This is a genomic window from Corynebacterium sp. HMSC072A02, assembly GCF_001810085.1.
GTDB classification, from domain to species: domain Bacteria; phylum Actinomycetota; class Actinomycetes; order Mycobacteriales; family Mycobacteriaceae; genus Corynebacterium; species Corynebacterium hesseae.
The window spans coordinates 36727-51609 of sequence record NZ_KV799848.1 but is presented as its reverse complement, the minus strand read 5'-3'; the positions used below and the strand labels follow the sequence as shown (position 1 = coordinate 51609).

12 protein-coding genes and 1 tRNA gene are annotated in these 14883 nt (G+C 62.1%); 6 read left to right on the top strand and 7 right to left on the bottom strand.

Annotated features, from left to right (window positions below; all coding sequences use genetic code 11):
• Positions 1–23: 23 nt before the first annotated feature.
• Positions 24–1361 carry a diaminopimelate decarboxylase gene (gene lysA / locus HMPREF2698_RS07050; RefSeq protein ID WP_070563211.1) on the bottom strand — a complete coding sequence of 446 codons (1338 nt, stop codon included), beginning with the start codon at positions 1359–1361 and terminating at the stop codon, positions 24–26.
• A 12-nt stretch (positions 1362–1373) separates the two neighbouring features.
• Positions 1374–3035, bottom strand: a complete 1662-nt coding sequence (gene argS, locus HMPREF2698_RS07045) for an arginine--tRNA ligase (protein WP_070563208.1) — start codon at positions 3033–3035, stop codon at positions 1374–1376.
• Between the two features lie 236 nt (positions 3036–3271).
• On the opposite strand from argS, the gene HMPREF2698_RS07040 reads away from it, so the two are divergent.
• The 6 genes from HMPREF2698_RS07040 to HMPREF2698_RS07015 all read left to right on the top strand — a co-directional run bounded on the left by HMPREF2698_RS07040 (position 3272) and on the right by HMPREF2698_RS07015 (position 10074).
• Positions 3272–4924 (top strand): L-lactate permease, encoded by a 1653-nt coding sequence (locus HMPREF2698_RS07040; protein ID WP_070562998.1) that lies wholly within the window; start codon positions 3272–3274, stop codon positions 4922–4924.
• Between the two features lie 324 nt (positions 4925–5248).
• Positions 5249–6034, top strand: coding sequence for a (Fe-S)-binding protein (locus HMPREF2698_RS07035; protein ID WP_070525136.1), 786 nt, complete (start codon positions 5249–5251; stop codon positions 6032–6034).
• On the top strand, positions 6034–7539 hold the full coding sequence (locus HMPREF2698_RS07030; protein ID WP_070525134.1) for a LutB/LldF family L-lactate oxidation iron-sulfur protein: 1506 nt from the start codon (positions 6034–6036) through the stop codon (positions 7537–7539). Before HMPREF2698_RS07035 ends, HMPREF2698_RS07030 begins: the two co-directional genes overlap by 1 nt.
• On the top strand, positions 7536–8165 hold the full coding sequence (locus HMPREF2698_RS07025) for a LutC/YkgG family protein (protein ID WP_070562994.1): 630 nt from the start codon (positions 7536–7538) through the stop codon (positions 8163–8165). Before HMPREF2698_RS07030 ends, HMPREF2698_RS07025 begins: the two co-directional genes overlap by 4 nt.
• Positions 8166–8269: 104 nt before the next feature.
• A complete protein-coding gene (locus HMPREF2698_RS07020; RefSeq protein ID WP_070562991.1) occupies positions 8270–9862 on the top strand; it encodes an alpha/beta hydrolase in 1593 nt (530 codons plus the stop codon).
• Between the two features lie 138 nt (positions 9863–10000).
• Positions 10001–10074, top strand: a tRNA-Arg gene (locus HMPREF2698_RS07015).
• 202 nt (positions 10075–10276) lie between these two features.
• Here the strand turns inward: HMPREF2698_RS07015 and HMPREF2698_RS07010 are convergent.
• From HMPREF2698_RS07010 to HMPREF2698_RS06990, 5 genes are all read right to left on the bottom strand, one after another.
• Entirely contained in the window at positions 10277–10717 is a 441-nt protein-coding gene (locus HMPREF2698_RS07010; protein ID WP_070562987.1) for a hypothetical protein, read from the bottom strand.
• 309 nt (positions 10718–11026) lie between these two features.
• Complete coding sequence (locus HMPREF2698_RS07005; protein WP_154737117.1) at positions 11027–11233, bottom strand: hypothetical protein; 207 nt, start codon at positions 11231–11233, stop codon at positions 11027–11029.
• Between the two features lie 182 nt (positions 11234–11415).
• On the bottom strand, positions 11416–11709 hold the full coding sequence (locus HMPREF2698_RS07000) for a molecular chaperone GrpE (RefSeq protein WP_070562985.1): 294 nt from the start codon (positions 11707–11709) through the stop codon (positions 11416–11418).
• A gap of 66 nt (positions 11710–11775) precedes the next feature.
• Complete coding sequence (locus HMPREF2698_RS06995; RefSeq protein WP_070531202.1) at positions 11776–12285, bottom strand: MarR family winged helix-turn-helix transcriptional regulator; 510 nt, start codon at positions 12283–12285, stop codon at positions 11776–11778.
• Positions 12286–12309: 24 nt separating this feature from the next.
• Positions 12310–14883, bottom strand: coding sequence for an AAA family ATPase (locus tag HMPREF2698_RS06990; RefSeq protein WP_070562981.1), 2574 nt, complete (start codon positions 14881–14883; stop codon positions 12310–12312).

Here is a 14883-nt window from a genome sequence, read left to right as displayed (position 1 = left end):
CGGTGAGCTGTGACAACGCCGCGCTAATCGACGTCCAACGCCAGCAAGTCCTCCACCGTCTCCCGGCGCAGCATGAGCTGGGCCTTGCCGTCGCGCACGGACACAACCGCCGGGCGCAGAGCACCGTTATAGCGCGAGGCCATCATGTACTGATAGGCGCCGGTGGTGGCGAAGGCGAGGAGATCGCCGGTGGTGATATCCGAGGGGAAACGGCGCTCGTTGACCAGGATGTCACCGGACTCGCAGTGGAAGCCCACGATGCGTGAATCCACCGGCTCGCCCTGGGTGCGGCGGTTGACAACGCGCACGTCGTACTCCGAGCCATAAAGCGCTGGGCGGATGTTATCGGACATGCCGCCGTCCACGGAGAGGTAGCGGCGCATCGGCAGATCCGCCTTGCCGGTTTCTACATCCTTGACCGTGCCCACGCGGTACACGGTGACCGCAGAGGCACCGACCAGGGAGCGGCCGGGTTCCACCAGTACGAAGGGTGGCGTGATGTCGAGCTCGGTGGCGGTGCGCTCCACGGCGTCGAGCAGATCCTTGGCCAGCGTGGCGACGTCGAGCGCTTCCTCATACTCCATGTAGGGAATGCCGAAGCCGCCGCCCAAGTCCAGCTCCTCGAGGGCAACGCCGAGCTCGGAGTGGATGCGCTTGTACAGGCTGAGCACACGCTCGGCGGCCAGCTTGAAGCCATCGGCATTAAACACCGAAGAACCCACGTGGCAGTGCAGGCCCACGAGCTTAAGGTTGGCGGATTCCAGCACCTTCTGTGCGGCGTTGAAGGCTGCACCGGTGGACAGGGAAATGCCGAACTTCTGATCCTCATGCGCCGTGGCGATGAACTCGTGGGTGTGCGCATCCACGCCGGGCTTCACGCGGATCATCACTGGCTGCACGCGGCCGGCGGACGCCGCGATGCTATTGAGGCGCGAAAGCTCCTCCTCGTTGTCGAGGACGACGTGCCCGATACCTTTATCCACGCACAGCTGCAGGTACTCGTCTTCCTTGTTGTTGCCGTGGGCGGTCATGCGTTCCGCCGGGAAACCTGCGGCCAGCGCCAGCTTGGCCTCATTGAGGGAGGCCACGTCGAGGCACAGGCCCTCCTCATCTACCCAGCGCACGATGCGCTTGGTGATGAAGGCCTTCGAGGCATAGTGCACGTGGTCGGGCCCGCCGAAGGCTTGGGCCATATCCCGGCAGCGCGAGCGGAAGTCCTGCTCGTCGAAGACGTAGAGCGGGGTGCCGTATTCGGCGGCCAAGTCCGTCAGCGCTACACCGCCAATCGAGACCACACCATTCGAGTCACGAGCGGCGTTGCGCGGCCACACGTGGGCCGGAAGAGAATTGAAATCAGTCATCGATACCTTTTCTTACATCTTCTCCGGCGCGCTCACACCCACCATGGTCAAGGCATTGGCCATGACCTGGCGGGTGGCTGCAGCCAGGGCGAGGCGCGCGGAGTGGATCGGCTCGGTCTCTTCGCCTGCCTTCGGCAGCACCTGGCACTGGTCATAGAAGCGGTGGAACACGGCGGCGAGCTCCTCGGCATAGCGCGCGATACGGTGCGGCTCGCGCAGCGTGGCGGCGGTGGCCACCACCTCGGGGAACTCGCCCAGGGTGCGGATGAGGTCGCCTTCCTTGTCGTGGGTGAGGAGGTCGAGCGGGGCGTCGGCAAGCGCGGCGGTGTCGAAGCCCAGGTCCGTGGCCTTGCGCAGGATCGAGCAGATGCGGGCGTGGCCATACTGCACGTAGTAGACCGGGTTATCGGACGACTGGGAGGCCCACAGGCCCAAGTCAATGTCCAGGCTGGAGTCCACGGAGGAGCGCACCAGCGAGTAGCGCGCGCCGTCGACGCCGATGGCCTCGACGAGGTCATCCAAGGTGATAACGGTACCCGCGCGCTTGGACATCTTGACCGCCTTACCGTCGCGGACCAGGTTCACCATCTGGCCGATAAGCACCTCGACGGCCTCCGGGTCATAACCCAAAGCCTGGGCCGAGGCGCGCAGGCGGGCGATGTAACCGTGGTGGTCAGCGCCGAGCATGTAGATGGCCAAGTCGTGGCCGCGGTCGAATTTATCGGCTACATAAGCGATATCACCGGCGATATAGGCGGCATTGCCATCGGACTTGATGACCACGCGGTCCTTATCATCGCCGTATTCGGTGGACTTCAGCCACCACGCACCCTCGGCTTCGTAGAGTTTGCCGTTGTCCTTGAGCGTCTGGATAGCCTTCTCCACGGCACCGGATTCGAAGAGGGAATTCTCGTGGAAGTACACGTCGAAGTCCACGCCGAATTCGTGGAGGGACTTCTTGATCTGGTCAAACATCATCTCCACGCCGTCAGCGCGGAAGTTCTCCTGGACCTCGGCATCGCTGCCCTCAAGGGCGCTGGGGTTCTTCTCCACTACCGCCTGCGCGATGTCCTTGATGTAGTCTCCGCCGTAGCCATCCTCCGGGGTCGGCTCGCCCTTGGCCGCGGCCACGAGAGAGCGAGCAAAACGGTCGATCTGTCCGCCGTGATCATTGAAGTAGTACTCGCGGGTCACATCCGCGCCGGAAGCCTCGAGCACGCGGCCGAGTGAGTCACCCACGGCGGCCCAACGGGTACCACCCAAGTGGATGGGACCAGTCGGGTTCGCGGAGACGAACTCCAGGTTGATCTTCTTGCCCTGGTAGGTGGAATTGCTGCCGAACTCTGAGCCGGCGTTAAGAACCTGCGCCACGATGGCACCTTGTGCGGCGGCAGCGAGGCGAATGTTGAGGAATCCCGGGCCCGCGATGGACGCTTCATCGATGGCGTCGTTGCCTGCGAGGGCATCGGCAAGCCACTGCGCCAACTCGCGCGGCTGGGCGCCAGCCTTCTTAGCCACCTGGAGGGCCAGGTTAGTGGCGTAATCGCCGTGCTCCGGGTTGCGCGGGCGCTCCACGGTCACGGTCTCTGGCAGGACTGAGGCGTCTAGCTCATGCTCGGTGAGCACGGCGGCAGCGGTGTTCTTGATCAGGACGGAAAGATCTTCAGGATTCATAGGGCCAAAGTCTATCGTCCCCGCCGCTGGGAGGCACTATCAGGTCGCGGACGTTAGCAAGGTCACCCACCCCCGTAGTGTGAATCCGGCGACACAAGCACTCGCATGGTTTTACCCTAAACTTGATATCTGAACCGATTTATTCTTTCGCCTCTCTCGCCCGGCCGAAACTTGTGGTGCCACACCGCGGGGACCACCGCAGGGACGCCGGCGGGACTCAACCTGAAGTGAGCGTTATGTCTACATTCACAATCACCACCGACGCCATCGCTGGCAACGTCGGGCTTACCGCGCTGGTGTCCACGCTGCCGCTCATCGCGTTCTTCATCATGCTCCTGGGGATCAAGGCCCGCGCCCACACCTCGGGTGCGGTAGCGCTTCTCGTAGCGGTTCTCATCGCCATTTTCGGCATGGGCATGCCAACCGGCATGGCTTTGTCCTCCGCGGTGCGCGGCGGGCTCTTCGGCCTCTTCCCCATCGTCTGGGTGATCATCACCGCCATCTGGTTCTACGAAGTGACCGTGGCTTCCGGACGATTCAATGACCTGCGCAAGACCTTTGACTTGCTGGGCGATGGCGATATCCGCATCCAGGCCATCCTCATCGCCTTCTGCTTCGGCGGCCTGCTGGAGGCCCTCGCCGGCTTCGGCGCCCCCGTGGCGATTACGGCGACCATGATCCTGGCCTTGGGTGTTAAGCCGCTCAAGGCGGCCACCACGGTGCTCATTGCCAACACCGCGCCCGTGGCCTTCGGCGCGGTGGGCATCCCAGTCACCACCGCGGGCTCGGTCGGCGGGCGCACCGCCGAGCAGACCGCTGACATCGCCGCGTTGATTTCCCTCCAGGTCCTGCTCATTGCCGCCGTCGTGCCTTTCTTCATCCTCTTTATCCTTGACGGCATGCGCGGTGTTAAGGAGGCCGGCCCCGCCGCGGCCGTCATCGGCATCTCCTTCGCCATTGCCCAGTGGGCCGCGGCTACCTTCTTCGCCTACCAGCTCACCAACGTCGTGGCCTGCATCGTCTCCCTCGGCGCGGGCTTCATCTTCCTGCGTGTGTGGAAGCCCAAGGGTGTCGACAGCCTGCGCGAGCGCATGGAGCTGCCCGCCCAGGAGGAGGTCACGGATCTCAACAGCAGCCGCATTTGGATGGCCCTGCTGCCCTATGCCGTGGTCACCGCTGTCTTCGCCATCGCCACCGCATGGCCGGCCATCTTCGGCTTCCTCCAGGTCAACGTTGCCTGGCCGCTTCTCGACGGCACCGTCTTCGACGCCGAAGGCCACGCCATGGACACCGCCTTCACGTTCAACGTGCTGGGCAACCCGGGAACCCTACTGCTGATTTCCGGCATCATCGTGGCCCTTATCTACATGACCTTCAACGAGAACGGCCGCTACAAGCTGGACGCCTCCGCGCCGCTGACCAAGTTCGGCGAGGTTGTCTCCCGCATGAAGTTCTCCGCGCTGACCATCATCCTGGTCCTCGCACTGGCCTACACCATGAACTACTCCGGCCAAACCATCTCCATCGGCCAGTTCGTGGCTTCTGTCGGCGGCATCTTCGCGCTCTTCTCCCCCGTCCTGGGCTGGATCGGCACCGCCGTCACCGGCTCGGATACCTCCGCCAACGCACTCTTTGCCAACCTGCAGGTCACCGCCGCCGAGCGCATCGGCGTCAATCCGGACCTCATGCTGGCCGCCAATACCTCCGGTGGCGTTGTGGGCAAGATGATCTCCCCGCAGTCACTGGCCATCGCCGCCACCGCCGTGCAGATGGAGGGCGAGGAATCCCGCATCTTCAAGGCGGTCGTGGGCTACTCCGTGGCCTTCCTCGCCGTCGTGTGCGTCATCGTCTTCCTCATGACCAACGTGCTGGGCTTCTTGGTCCCCTAAAAGGGTTTAGCCATAAAGTTCTACACCACTAACTACCCCCAGATTCGGGCGTCTTCATCGCCCAGTCTGGGGGTTGCCTCATATCGGCCGCGACCGCTGCGACCATCACCGCACGTTAGGAATTTCACAACATTAGTGTTGCGATAAAAAGCCAGGTAGGAGGGGTAATCCTGTGTCGATAATGTGAGTTTTGGGCGGTAGGCTCAAAGGTACACACTCGAAAAATGCCCAGTGCGGCTGTCCTGGTAGCGCGCATCCGAGCACAACTCCGCTGTGCACAGCACGGGACAAGCCACATGGAGGCAGATTAAGGAGCGCTCACAAATGCGAATAGCATTGTTTTCCACCTGCATCGGTGACTCACTTTTCCCCGATGCCCACAAGGCCACGGCCCTGATCCTCTCCCGCCTGGGCTACGACGTCGTCTTCCCCGAGGAACAGACTTGTTGCGGCCAGATGCACATCAACACCGGCTACCAGGAGCAGACCTTGGGCATGATCCGCACCTATGCGGACGCCTTCGCGGATCCCTCCATTGATTACGTGGTTTCTGCCTCCGGCTCCTGCGTGGGCGCCGTGCGCGAGCAGCACGAGATGATCGCAAACCGCTTCGGCACCTCCGCCGATGTGGACGGCGCCAAGAAGGCTGCCGGCAAGACCCTGGACTTGCCGGAGTTTCTTGTCGACGTCGCCGGTGTCACCAATGTCGGAGCCTTCTTCCCCCACCGCGTGACCTATCACCCTTCGTGCCACGGCCTGCGCTTCCTCAAACTGGGTGACCGCCCCTACCAGCTTCTTAAGGAGGTCGAAGGAATCGACCTCGTCCAGCTACCTAATGCGGAGGAATGCTGTGGTTTCGGCGGCACCTTCGCTCTTAAGAACGCCGAGGTTTCTGCAGCGATGGTCGGTGATAAGACCCGCCACATTCGTGAAACCGAGGCCGAATATATTACCGGCGGTGACTCCTCCTGCCTGATGAACATTGGAGGCGCTCTGGCTCGCCAGCGCTCCGGTGTTCGCGCTATCCACCTGGCGGAAATCCTCGCCTCCACCAAGGAACACCCGTGGACTCCCACCTCCGCGGCCTACTCCAAGGAGAAGATGCTCTAATGACTTCCTTCCTCGACACCACCCCTCCCCGAGCCCCAGAAGGCTACGGCAACCTGCGCGGTTCGAAGGCGTTCGTGCCGCTGGCACACGTTGGCCTCAATAACGCCACCCAGCGCCGCAACCTGCACCACGCCACCACCACCATTCGCAACAAGCGCCAGCACGCCGTTGATGAAACCCCGGACTGGGAGCAGCTGCGCGACGCCGGCTCCGCACTCAAGGATGACGTTGCTGTCCGCATGGGCGAGCTGCTGCTCCAGTTCGAAGAGCAGGTAACCAAGCGCGGCGGCATTGTCCACTGGGCACGCGATGCCAAGGAAGCCAACAAGATCATTGAGGGCCTTATCCGCGAAACCGGTGAGACCGACGTGGTCAAGATCAAGTCCATGGCCACCCAGGAGATCGCGCTCAACGAGCACCTGGAAGAGGTCGGTATCCACGCCCAGGAGACTGACCTGGCGGAGCTCATCGTCCAGCTGGGTGAGGATAAGCCTTCCCACATTCTGGTCCCGGCCATCCACCGCAACCGCGCGGAGATTCGGGACATCTTTGTCAACAAGATGCCGAACACCGATGACTCCCTCAAGGCCGAGCCGGCGGAGTTGGCTGAGGCTTCCCGCAGCTTCCTGCGCGAGCAGTTCATGAAGGCCAAGGTCGCCATCTCCGGCGCTAACTTTGGTGTGGCTGAGACCGGCACTATCAACATCGTGGAATCCGAGGGCAACGGCCGCATGTGCCTGACCCTGCCGGAGACCCTCATTACCGTGATGGGCATTGAGAAGCTGGTCCCGACCTTCCAGGACCTCGAAGTCTTCCTGCAGCTGCTGCCGCGCTCCTCCACTGCTGAGCGCATGAACCCATACACGTCGATGTGGTCCGGTGTGACCGAAGGCGACGGCCCGCAGAACTTCCACATCGTGCTTCTGGACAATGGCCGCACCGCAGCCCTGTCCTCCCCCAAGGGCCACGAAGCACTCAAGTGCATTCGCTGCTCTGCCTGCCTGAACGTCTGCCCGGTCTACGAGCGCGCCGGCGGACACGCCTACGGCTCTGTCTACCCGGGCCCAATTGGCATCTCCCTGACGCCGCAGCTAACAGGTATGAAGGACCACAACGATCCGTCGGCAAGCTTGCCTTATGCCTGCTCCCTGTGTGGCCGCTGCGACGAGGTTTGCCCGGTGCGCATCCCGCTCTCCCAAGTCATTTTGGAGAACCGCTACCAGAAGGTCACTAACGCCACCCCGCCAGTGGAGGAAAAGCTCTTCCAAGTCGTGGAGCTGGTGTGGAAGAACCCGAAGATCTGGAACCAGATCACCCACATGGTGGCGCTCGGCCGTGTCCTCGGTGGCTTCAACGGAGTCATCGACAAGCTACCGCTGTTCATGTCTGGTTGGTCCGAGGTACGCGATACTGCCGTTCCTCCGAAGAAGTCCTTCCGCCAATGGTTCAACTCTGACGAAGCTCAAGAACTCCTCGCCCAAGCCAAGAAGGAGGGCATCAAGTGACCACCGCCAAAGAGGAAATCCTCAACCGCATTGCCGCCGCCCAAAAGCAGGCCGGTTTGCCGGACCACGTAGACATCCCGCGCGAATATCAGAAGGAAGGCACGCTCAACGAAGAGGAGCTACGCGAGATGCTGGTGGACCGCCTCGAAGACTACAAGGCTGATGTACACGTCACCGATGAGTCCGGCCTGAACTCCACCCTCGTGGACATCCTGAAGGAGCGCGGCTGCTCGAATGTCGTCTACGCACCTGGCATGGACGCTGGGCTTCTCGACGGCTTCGAAGGCACCATCACCCCGGATGACAACGCCAAGGACCCGCGTGAGCTCGACGCTGTCGACGCCGTGGTGACCGAATCTCACGTCACCTCCGCGCAGACCGGCACCATCGTGCTTGAGTCCAATGAGACCTGCGGCCGTCGCGCGCTGACCTTGGTGCCGGACCGTCACGTGTGCATCGTGCGCAAGGACCAGATTGTCTACGGTGTCCCGGAGATGGTTTCCCGCATGAACCCGGAGCGCCCGGCAACGTGGATCTCGGGCCCTTCCGCGACCTCGGATATCGAGCTCTCCCGCGTGGAGGGTGTCCACGGCCCGCGCGATCTCATTGTGGTGATTGTTAAGTAGTGAGGCTTTCGGGGGCACCCGCCCTGTATGAGAGCTCGGCTCACATCACCCCTGACGCATAGGATAAGGCTCGTACCAATTTACGATTTTAGGAGCCTTGTTCTATGCGTCTTTCTCGCGTTTTAGGTTCGGTTCTAGGACCTGTAACCATCGCCGCTGGCTTGGTTGCGGCACCTGCCGTTGCTCACGCCGACCAACCCGCCATCAACTGGGGCCCGTGCCCGGAAGGGGTCACCGAAGAGCGTGCCGAATGCGGCCACGTGACCGTGCCGACCTACCATAATGCTCCCGAGAAGGGCACTATCGACGTCGGCCTTATCCGGTTGAAGGCCACGGGCGAGCGCCAAGGCACTCTGTTCACCAACCCGGGCGGTCCAGGCGGTGACGCGTATAGCTGGGTCAACTTCGCTGCCTGGCCTGAGGAAGTCAAACAAGGATACGACATCATCGGCGTTCAACCGCGTGGTTTGCGCGATTCCGCACAGGTCAACTGCTCGTCAACTGAGGCGGGCGGAAACCCTCTGGAACAGCTGACAAAGATCGGCTCCATTACCCGCGACGACTGCGAGAAGAACACCCCGGGCTACACCGATTCCCTGACCACGGAGAACACCGCCAAGGACTGGGATGTTGTCCGCCAGGCACTCGGCGAGGAGAAGATCAACATCTTCGGCCTCTCCTACGGCACCTTCTTGGGGTCCACGTACTCCACGCTCTACCCGGAGCACACCGACAAGGTCGTGCTTGACTCCGGAATGAACCCCAACATGGCGTGGAACCAGATTTTCGCTTCTCAGCAGGCTGGTTATGAGAATGCTCTGCATGACTTCTTTAACTATGTGGCTAAGAACGACGCCACCTACCACGCCGGCACGACCCCGCTGAAGGCCTACGAGCGCTGGTCTCAGATTGTGGCCGCGGAGGCGGGCGTGCGCCCCACCGTGCTTCCTCCGAACGCGCAGATTGGTGACCTCCCACCGGGGCTCGAGTTTGCCGGCCAGCCCGGCGCCAATGTCATGACTGCGACCGGTGAGCTGCGCGTACAGGCAGAGCACCTCGCGGGCAAGGTCCAGAACCCGCAGGCTGTTCAGGCCACTTCGCCGACGCTCACCGCTACCCGCGACCTCCTTCCCCGCCCGGAGTCGTGGGACTCCCTAGCCAAGCACATTGGCGGCGTCGAAGCCATCAACTTTGAGGAGCAGGCCGCACAACAGGGCGAGCAGGACCCGCAGAAGGTCCAGCAAGAGATTCTCAACTCCATGAGCATGCAGAACATCATCATGTGCAATGAGAACACTGCGCCGACGGATCCGACCTTCATCCCGGCCTTCCTCTGGTCTAACTATGTCACCGTTGACCCGTTCTCACTGTTCAACGCGATGTATGCCTCCGGCGCCGGTTGCTCCGGCCGCGCACCGATCACTACCCCGATTGCCGTTTCTGGTGACAAGCTGCAGACCAAGCCACTGCAGCTGCAGGCTACCGGTGACCCGCAGACCCCGTATGCCTTCTACCGCGGCCTGTCTGACCCAATGCAGTCCCGCGTGGTGACCGTCCACGGCCCGGGTCACGGCCACTTCGCGGTGGGTAACAAGGCTGTTGACCAGATTGTGGTTGACTACCTGCGCACTGGTGACGTCCACACCGCGGATGCCCCGGGCTTCTTTGACCAGCCCCAGGAACAGCCGGCCCAGTAAGCGCCCCAGCGAAAAACTCGAAGCAGTGGCTACTCCGGCCGCTGCTTCTTTCCCACCACACCCCCATCGGCGCTAGGCCAATTACTGCGCTTCAGTCTTTATAGGTTAGAATCGCATCGTTGGCATTTCGCCAGCAATGCCCTTGTAGCTCAGCGGATTAGAGCATCGGTTTCCGGTACCGAAGGTCGCAGGTTCGATCCCTGTCAGGGGCACTTTTTCATGCCCGCCTACCCCGAATCGGCCAGTACGCCCCGGCCCACTTTTTACGACGCCACGTTTGCGGGTGGGCGGCTTGTCACTTTTTGCATCTCCCCAGACCTGAAACCCGCAACCTGCAGGTGGGCGTCGCCTAGCGCTTACCAACGCCCCACCACCCACCAGGAGGTTTCGGGATCGAGGTCTGGGGATATGGAACTATCGCAAGCGCGCCTCTACATCCTCGACCACTTGCTTTGGATTCTTCGCCGAGGCAACAAGAGCGTTTGAGCCGTACTCGAAGCGCACCGTCGGCCCAGAGACGATATAGGCTGGTGCGCCATCGACGATGCGCGGGCCCGCACCTTCTTTAAGCCCCGTCTCAGGACCGATACTCACCCCGGTGATCTCGCGCAGGGGAATTCTCTTTGTGAAGACGCCAAAGACGGACACCGCAACCTCGCCATCGTTGACGGCGATCTTCACCCGCATCAGCAGGCAGGCCACGGTTGCAATGATGACTAGGGCACCAAATAGGATTGCTGCCCACGTGGAATCAATCATCGTGGGCACCACCGCTGCCACGACGGCAAGGCCAACGACTATTCCCATCCACAGGAGCGGACCGTTGAGATAGCGAATGTAGATGCGAGAGTCCATGGAGTTCAGGCTATCGGATTAACGCTCTCTCGGACGAATACGCCCTTCGCGCTCACCGAAAGGACGGGCGGCGGCTGATCATGGAACGACGGTGAGCGCGAAGGGCGTAGGAGTCATCATGTCTCGAGACATCGCACTCGGAGATTAATTCTCAGGCTTAGCAGTGGCTCAAGCCGCCTGATGGATCCACGGCACGAGTTAGAGAGATGAGCCTGGTGATAAAGAGGAAGCCCCAGCAGGCAAATCTGCTGGGGCTTAAAGTCAAGCTGTTCTCCCCTTTGCCAGGCGGCAGCGAGGGAGCGAACCAGGTTACTGGGTGATGTACTGGTTGACGATCGGCTGGGTGATGTCCAAGGTGCCGTGCTCGATGTAGTACATGCCGAACATCATGGCGCCCAGCATCACCACGGAGAGAAGCATGGAGGGAATCCACTGAACGAAGACGGATACCCAGCCGTCAGCCTTGTCACGTGCAGCTGCTTCGCGCTGCTCCTGAGCCAAATCGCGCTCGACCATTATGTTTTGTCCTTTCACTTAGCTCCCCTAGCCAGATAGCGCTCTCGCTCAAGCTGCCTCTGAAAAGCGCGGGGATGCTCGCCCTTTAACACAGAGTATCTTAGCAGTTTAAACAGAACCGCCCGTAGTTAAACCCAGTAAATCTAGCCGCCATCCACCTTTAGTATGACACCGACTGTGGGTTAGACCCCAGGGTCTTCGTTGTTGTTGAGCGCTTCGACGAATCCCTCGCGGTCTTGGAACATACGCTCAATATCCTCATCCGCGCCGATAATCCACAGCTGCGAGGCGTCATCGAAGGTCAGCGCGCCCTCCGGGTGCTGCTCGAGGGCCGCCTCAAGCGCGGTGGCTTGTTCCTCGGAGAGCTCATCCAGATCATCGACCGGGCCTACTTGGGTGCTGAGCTCTTTCAGCGGAGTAATGCGGTACGTAGCGTACTGGCGCTCGGGATGCTCAAACAGTTCTTGTCCCATCATGGTGCGGACAGATCACCTCCAGGTGAGTAAACGGTCGAAAACTAACACTACCCGTACGAAGCACAACTAGTCGGTGTGAATACCCAAGCGCTCATCCGGCACGAAGCCGTCATATCCCGGAAGGTTGCTTTCTGAAAGGACGCCCTCGCAGAAACGCAGGACCGCCGGAGCGTCGGCAGGATCGAGGTGATCAAAAACCATGCGGCGCACGGACTCGACGTGCTCAGGTACCGCCGCCTCTAGACGCTCCCGGCCGGACTTCGTCATGACGACCTCCACGCCACGCGCATCGCCCGCACACTTTTCCTTGCGCACCAAACCCCGTTTTTCCATGCGGGTGATTTGGTGGGAGGCGCGGGAGCGGTCCCACTCCAACTCCGTGCAGAGTTCGCGCAGGCGCCGCGTGTGCGCGGGTGCTTCCGAAAGAGAAACAAGCACCGAAAACTCCGCGGCTGAGATATCGCCGCAGGCCAACAGGGTCTCCTCCATACCGCGATTGATCTTGCGAATGCTAGCTAGAATGTGGCGCCACAGGTCCTGTTCGCTTTCGGTGAGCCATCGAGTGTCCGCTGTCATGGCTCATACCCTACACTCCGGGACTTAGGCCCTTGTAAGTTTCTCCATATCTAGCTCCATTCGCCCAGGCACCCAGGAATAGCGCTGCGGCATACAGGTCAGCACGATGACCTGAGTGCTTTTCCCCGCCTTACTGAACAGCGCCGCCATGAGCTGAAGGCGCTGGGAGTCCGTGGAACCCAACGCATCATCGATCAGTACAGGCACCGGTTCATCGGACACCAGCTGAGCTATGGCGAAGCGCGTCAGGATGCTCAACTGCTCTTTAGCACCGCCAGAGAGCGCGTCAAAAGACACGGTCTCACCGTCGCGGCTGCGAGCTTCGACCTTGAGCTCTTCCGACAGCTCGAAGTCCACATCCCCACCGAAGACTGTTCGCGCCAAGCTATTGAGCGCTGTGACAAACGGCGCGGCATAGCGCTGGCGCGCGGCGTCACGGTGGCGCAGCATGAGAGTGCGCAGATAACGCGCAGCCTCCGCGCGACGCTCGATAGCGGCGTGGCGCTCACGAGCAACCTCGAGCTCGGCTGCGGCTTTCTCCGCATCCTCAGCCGCACCGGAATGCATATCGATGAGTCCCCGGAACTCGCGCATGTCACCGACCGCTGCATTCACCGCTGCCTTCAGGGAATCCACGTGTGTACGCGCTCCCTTGGCAAGATGCTCGGCGGTGTCCACGTCTACCGCGGACATCTCCGCCAGTACTTCTCTTTCTTCCTGCAGCTTGGCCTGTGCTGCCTCGATAGCCGTGGTCACGTCGGCATCACTGAGCTGAGCACGGGCGGCCTCCACGGCTGCGGCCTTGGCATCGCGCTGAGCGGTTGCCTCCTCCGCGCGCACGGTGGCTACCTCTAATGCCGCGCCAGCCTTGTTCTCACGGTAGGGTGCCACAGCGCGGTCGAGTTCATCGAGCTTCCTGCGTAGCTCCTCTTCCTCCTGCTCCACCACGTCCAGCTCTCGCGGTTCCGCGGCCTCCTCAGCGCCCTCGACGTCCTCAGCCTCTTCTGCGCTGGCCTCAAAACGCGCACGCAGTTCACCGAGGTCCTCCCCTCCCAACGCGGCAGCCAGTTCGCGCGCCGCGGAATCCGCGGCGGATGCGAGTTCGGTGTGTTTCTCGTGAGCGGCACGGGCGGACTCGAGGTCTTCGCACCCGGCGTCCTCAAGCAGGCGCGCAAGCTCAGCGCGAGCCTTCTCCACGCCTTCCTCGCCGCTTTCGCCGGCACCTGCGGCATAGCGGGCGGTGACCTCGCCTACCTGAAGGGTCGTGCCCTCACGCAACTCGACTGCAAGTTCTTCACCGCTTTCCAGAGAGCGTTCCTCGCCATCGACGGCGACGGAGCCTTTCCCGGAAAAGTACAGCTTGGCAGCAGCCGCCGCTCGCAGGCGCTCCTGGACAGTGACCTCACGAGCCGCGTCTTCCAGTGCTTTCAAGTTTGGTACGTCTGGAGCGGCAGCCAGCTCACGGCGGCGCGACGCCAAGGTCTCTTCCAGCTTGGTCAACGCTTCGAGGCGGGTGCCCAAGGCCTCACGTTCTGCGCGCCGCTGCGCGCGGCGGGCGCGCTGGCGCTCCTGGCGCACGGCCTCATAACGCTTGTGCACCTCGGCGCGTTCTTCTTCCAGCTTCGTGCGGGCGGCGGACTCTTCCTCGGCGCGCTCGCGGGCTTCGCTAACAGCAGTTGCGGCACGCTCGGCCGCTTCAACCGCTGCGGAGTGCTCAGCAATCACAGCCTTGCGCCGCGCCGATTCCTCCTCCGCGCGCGTCACAGCTTCCGCGGCCCGGGTCACCGCTGCCTCCTGCGCCGTGACCTTCTCCTGTGCGGCCCGGGCGGCGACTAGTTCGCCGTCACGGCGCTCGCACTCTTCTACGGCCTCCGGCAATGCCGCTTCGGCCTCGGCCTTCTTCAGCTCGGCGGCTTCATAGCGCTCCACCACGCCGTCGAGCTCTCGTAGCGCGGACTCAGCCTTCGCGCGCTCCTCCTCCGCCTCTGACAGCGTGGCGATCGCGGCCTTATAGTCCCCCGCCGGCTTGTCCGTCTTCGCGGTGAAATACTCCTTGTACTCCGCCTCGATGCGCGTGAGCAGCTCGGAGTCTTCCGCCACGGCATTCGCCCCGGTCTGCTCCTCTAGCGCCGCAGTAAGGGAAGGAATGCCCACGGCGGCGATGCCATCGTGGCTATCGTCTTGGCGGACGAAGAGGGCGTCGACAAGCGCGCGGTCCATATGTTCACTGAGAATGCGCTCGAGCTCCCCATCCGCTTCCGCACCAGTCCACTGGCCCGGGCGCGGGGAGAACACATGCAGCTCCGAGGTGCGCTTTTTCACCCACCGCTTGTGGATGCGGAAATGATAGGGACCCACGGTGGCCTCCAGCGTGACCTCGGGCCCCACATCGCGGCCGGCGGGCTGCAGCGCCCTCACCGCCTTAGAGTTGGCGGTGTGTTTTTGCGTCAGCACAAAATCAATAGACTCCACCAGTGTGGATTTGCCAGCCTCGTTCGGCCCGCCGATGACCACCACACCGGTTTCTGGGAGGTCCTTGACCTCCAGGTGATCCACGCCCCGGACATTATTGAGTTCAACAGAATGTAGCTGCATCAT

Excerpts from the sequence above, each read along its gene's own strand:
- HMPREF2698_RS07035 (WP_070525136.1), top strand. The coding sequence starts at position 5,249 with ATGCGAATAGCATTGTTTTCCACCTGCATCGGTGACTCACTTTTCCCC.
- HMPREF2698_RS07000 (WP_070562985.1), bottom strand. The coding sequence starts at position 11,709 with ATGATGGGACAAGAACTGTTTGAGCATCCCGAGCGCCAGTACGCTACG.
- HMPREF2698_RS07020 (WP_070562991.1), top strand. The coding sequence starts at position 8,270 with ATGCGTCTTTCTCGCGTTTTAGGTTCGGTTCTAGGACCTGTAACCATC.
- lysA (WP_070563211.1), bottom strand. The coding sequence starts at position 1,361 with ATGACTGATTTCAATTCTCTTCCGGCCCACGTGTGGCCGCGCAACGCC.
- HMPREF2698_RS07010 (WP_070562987.1), bottom strand. The coding sequence starts at position 10,717 with ATGGACTCTCGCATCTACATTCGCTATCTCAACGGTCCGCTCCTGTGG.
- HMPREF2698_RS06995 (WP_070531202.1), bottom strand. The coding sequence starts at position 12,285 with ATGACAGCGGACACTCGATGGCTCACCGAAAGCGAACAGGACCTGTGG.
- HMPREF2698_RS07030 (WP_070525134.1), top strand. The coding sequence starts at position 6,034 with ATGACTTCCTTCCTCGACACCACCCCTCCCCGAGCCCCAGAAGGCTAC.
- HMPREF2698_RS07040 (WP_070562998.1), top strand. The coding sequence starts at position 3,272 with ATGTCTACATTCACAATCACCACCGACGCCATCGCTGGCAACGTCGGG.
- HMPREF2698_RS06990 (WP_070562981.1), bottom strand. The coding sequence starts at position 14,883 with ATGATGCAGCTACATTCTGTTGAACTCAATAATGTCCGGGGCGTGGAT.
- HMPREF2698_RS07005 (WP_154737117.1), bottom strand. The coding sequence starts at position 11,233 with ATGGTCGAGCGCGATTTGGCTCAGGAGCAGCGCGAAGCAGCTGCACGT.
- argS (WP_070563208.1), bottom strand. The coding sequence starts at position 3,035 with ATGAATCCTGAAGATCTTTCCGTCCTGATCAAGAACACCGCTGCCGCC.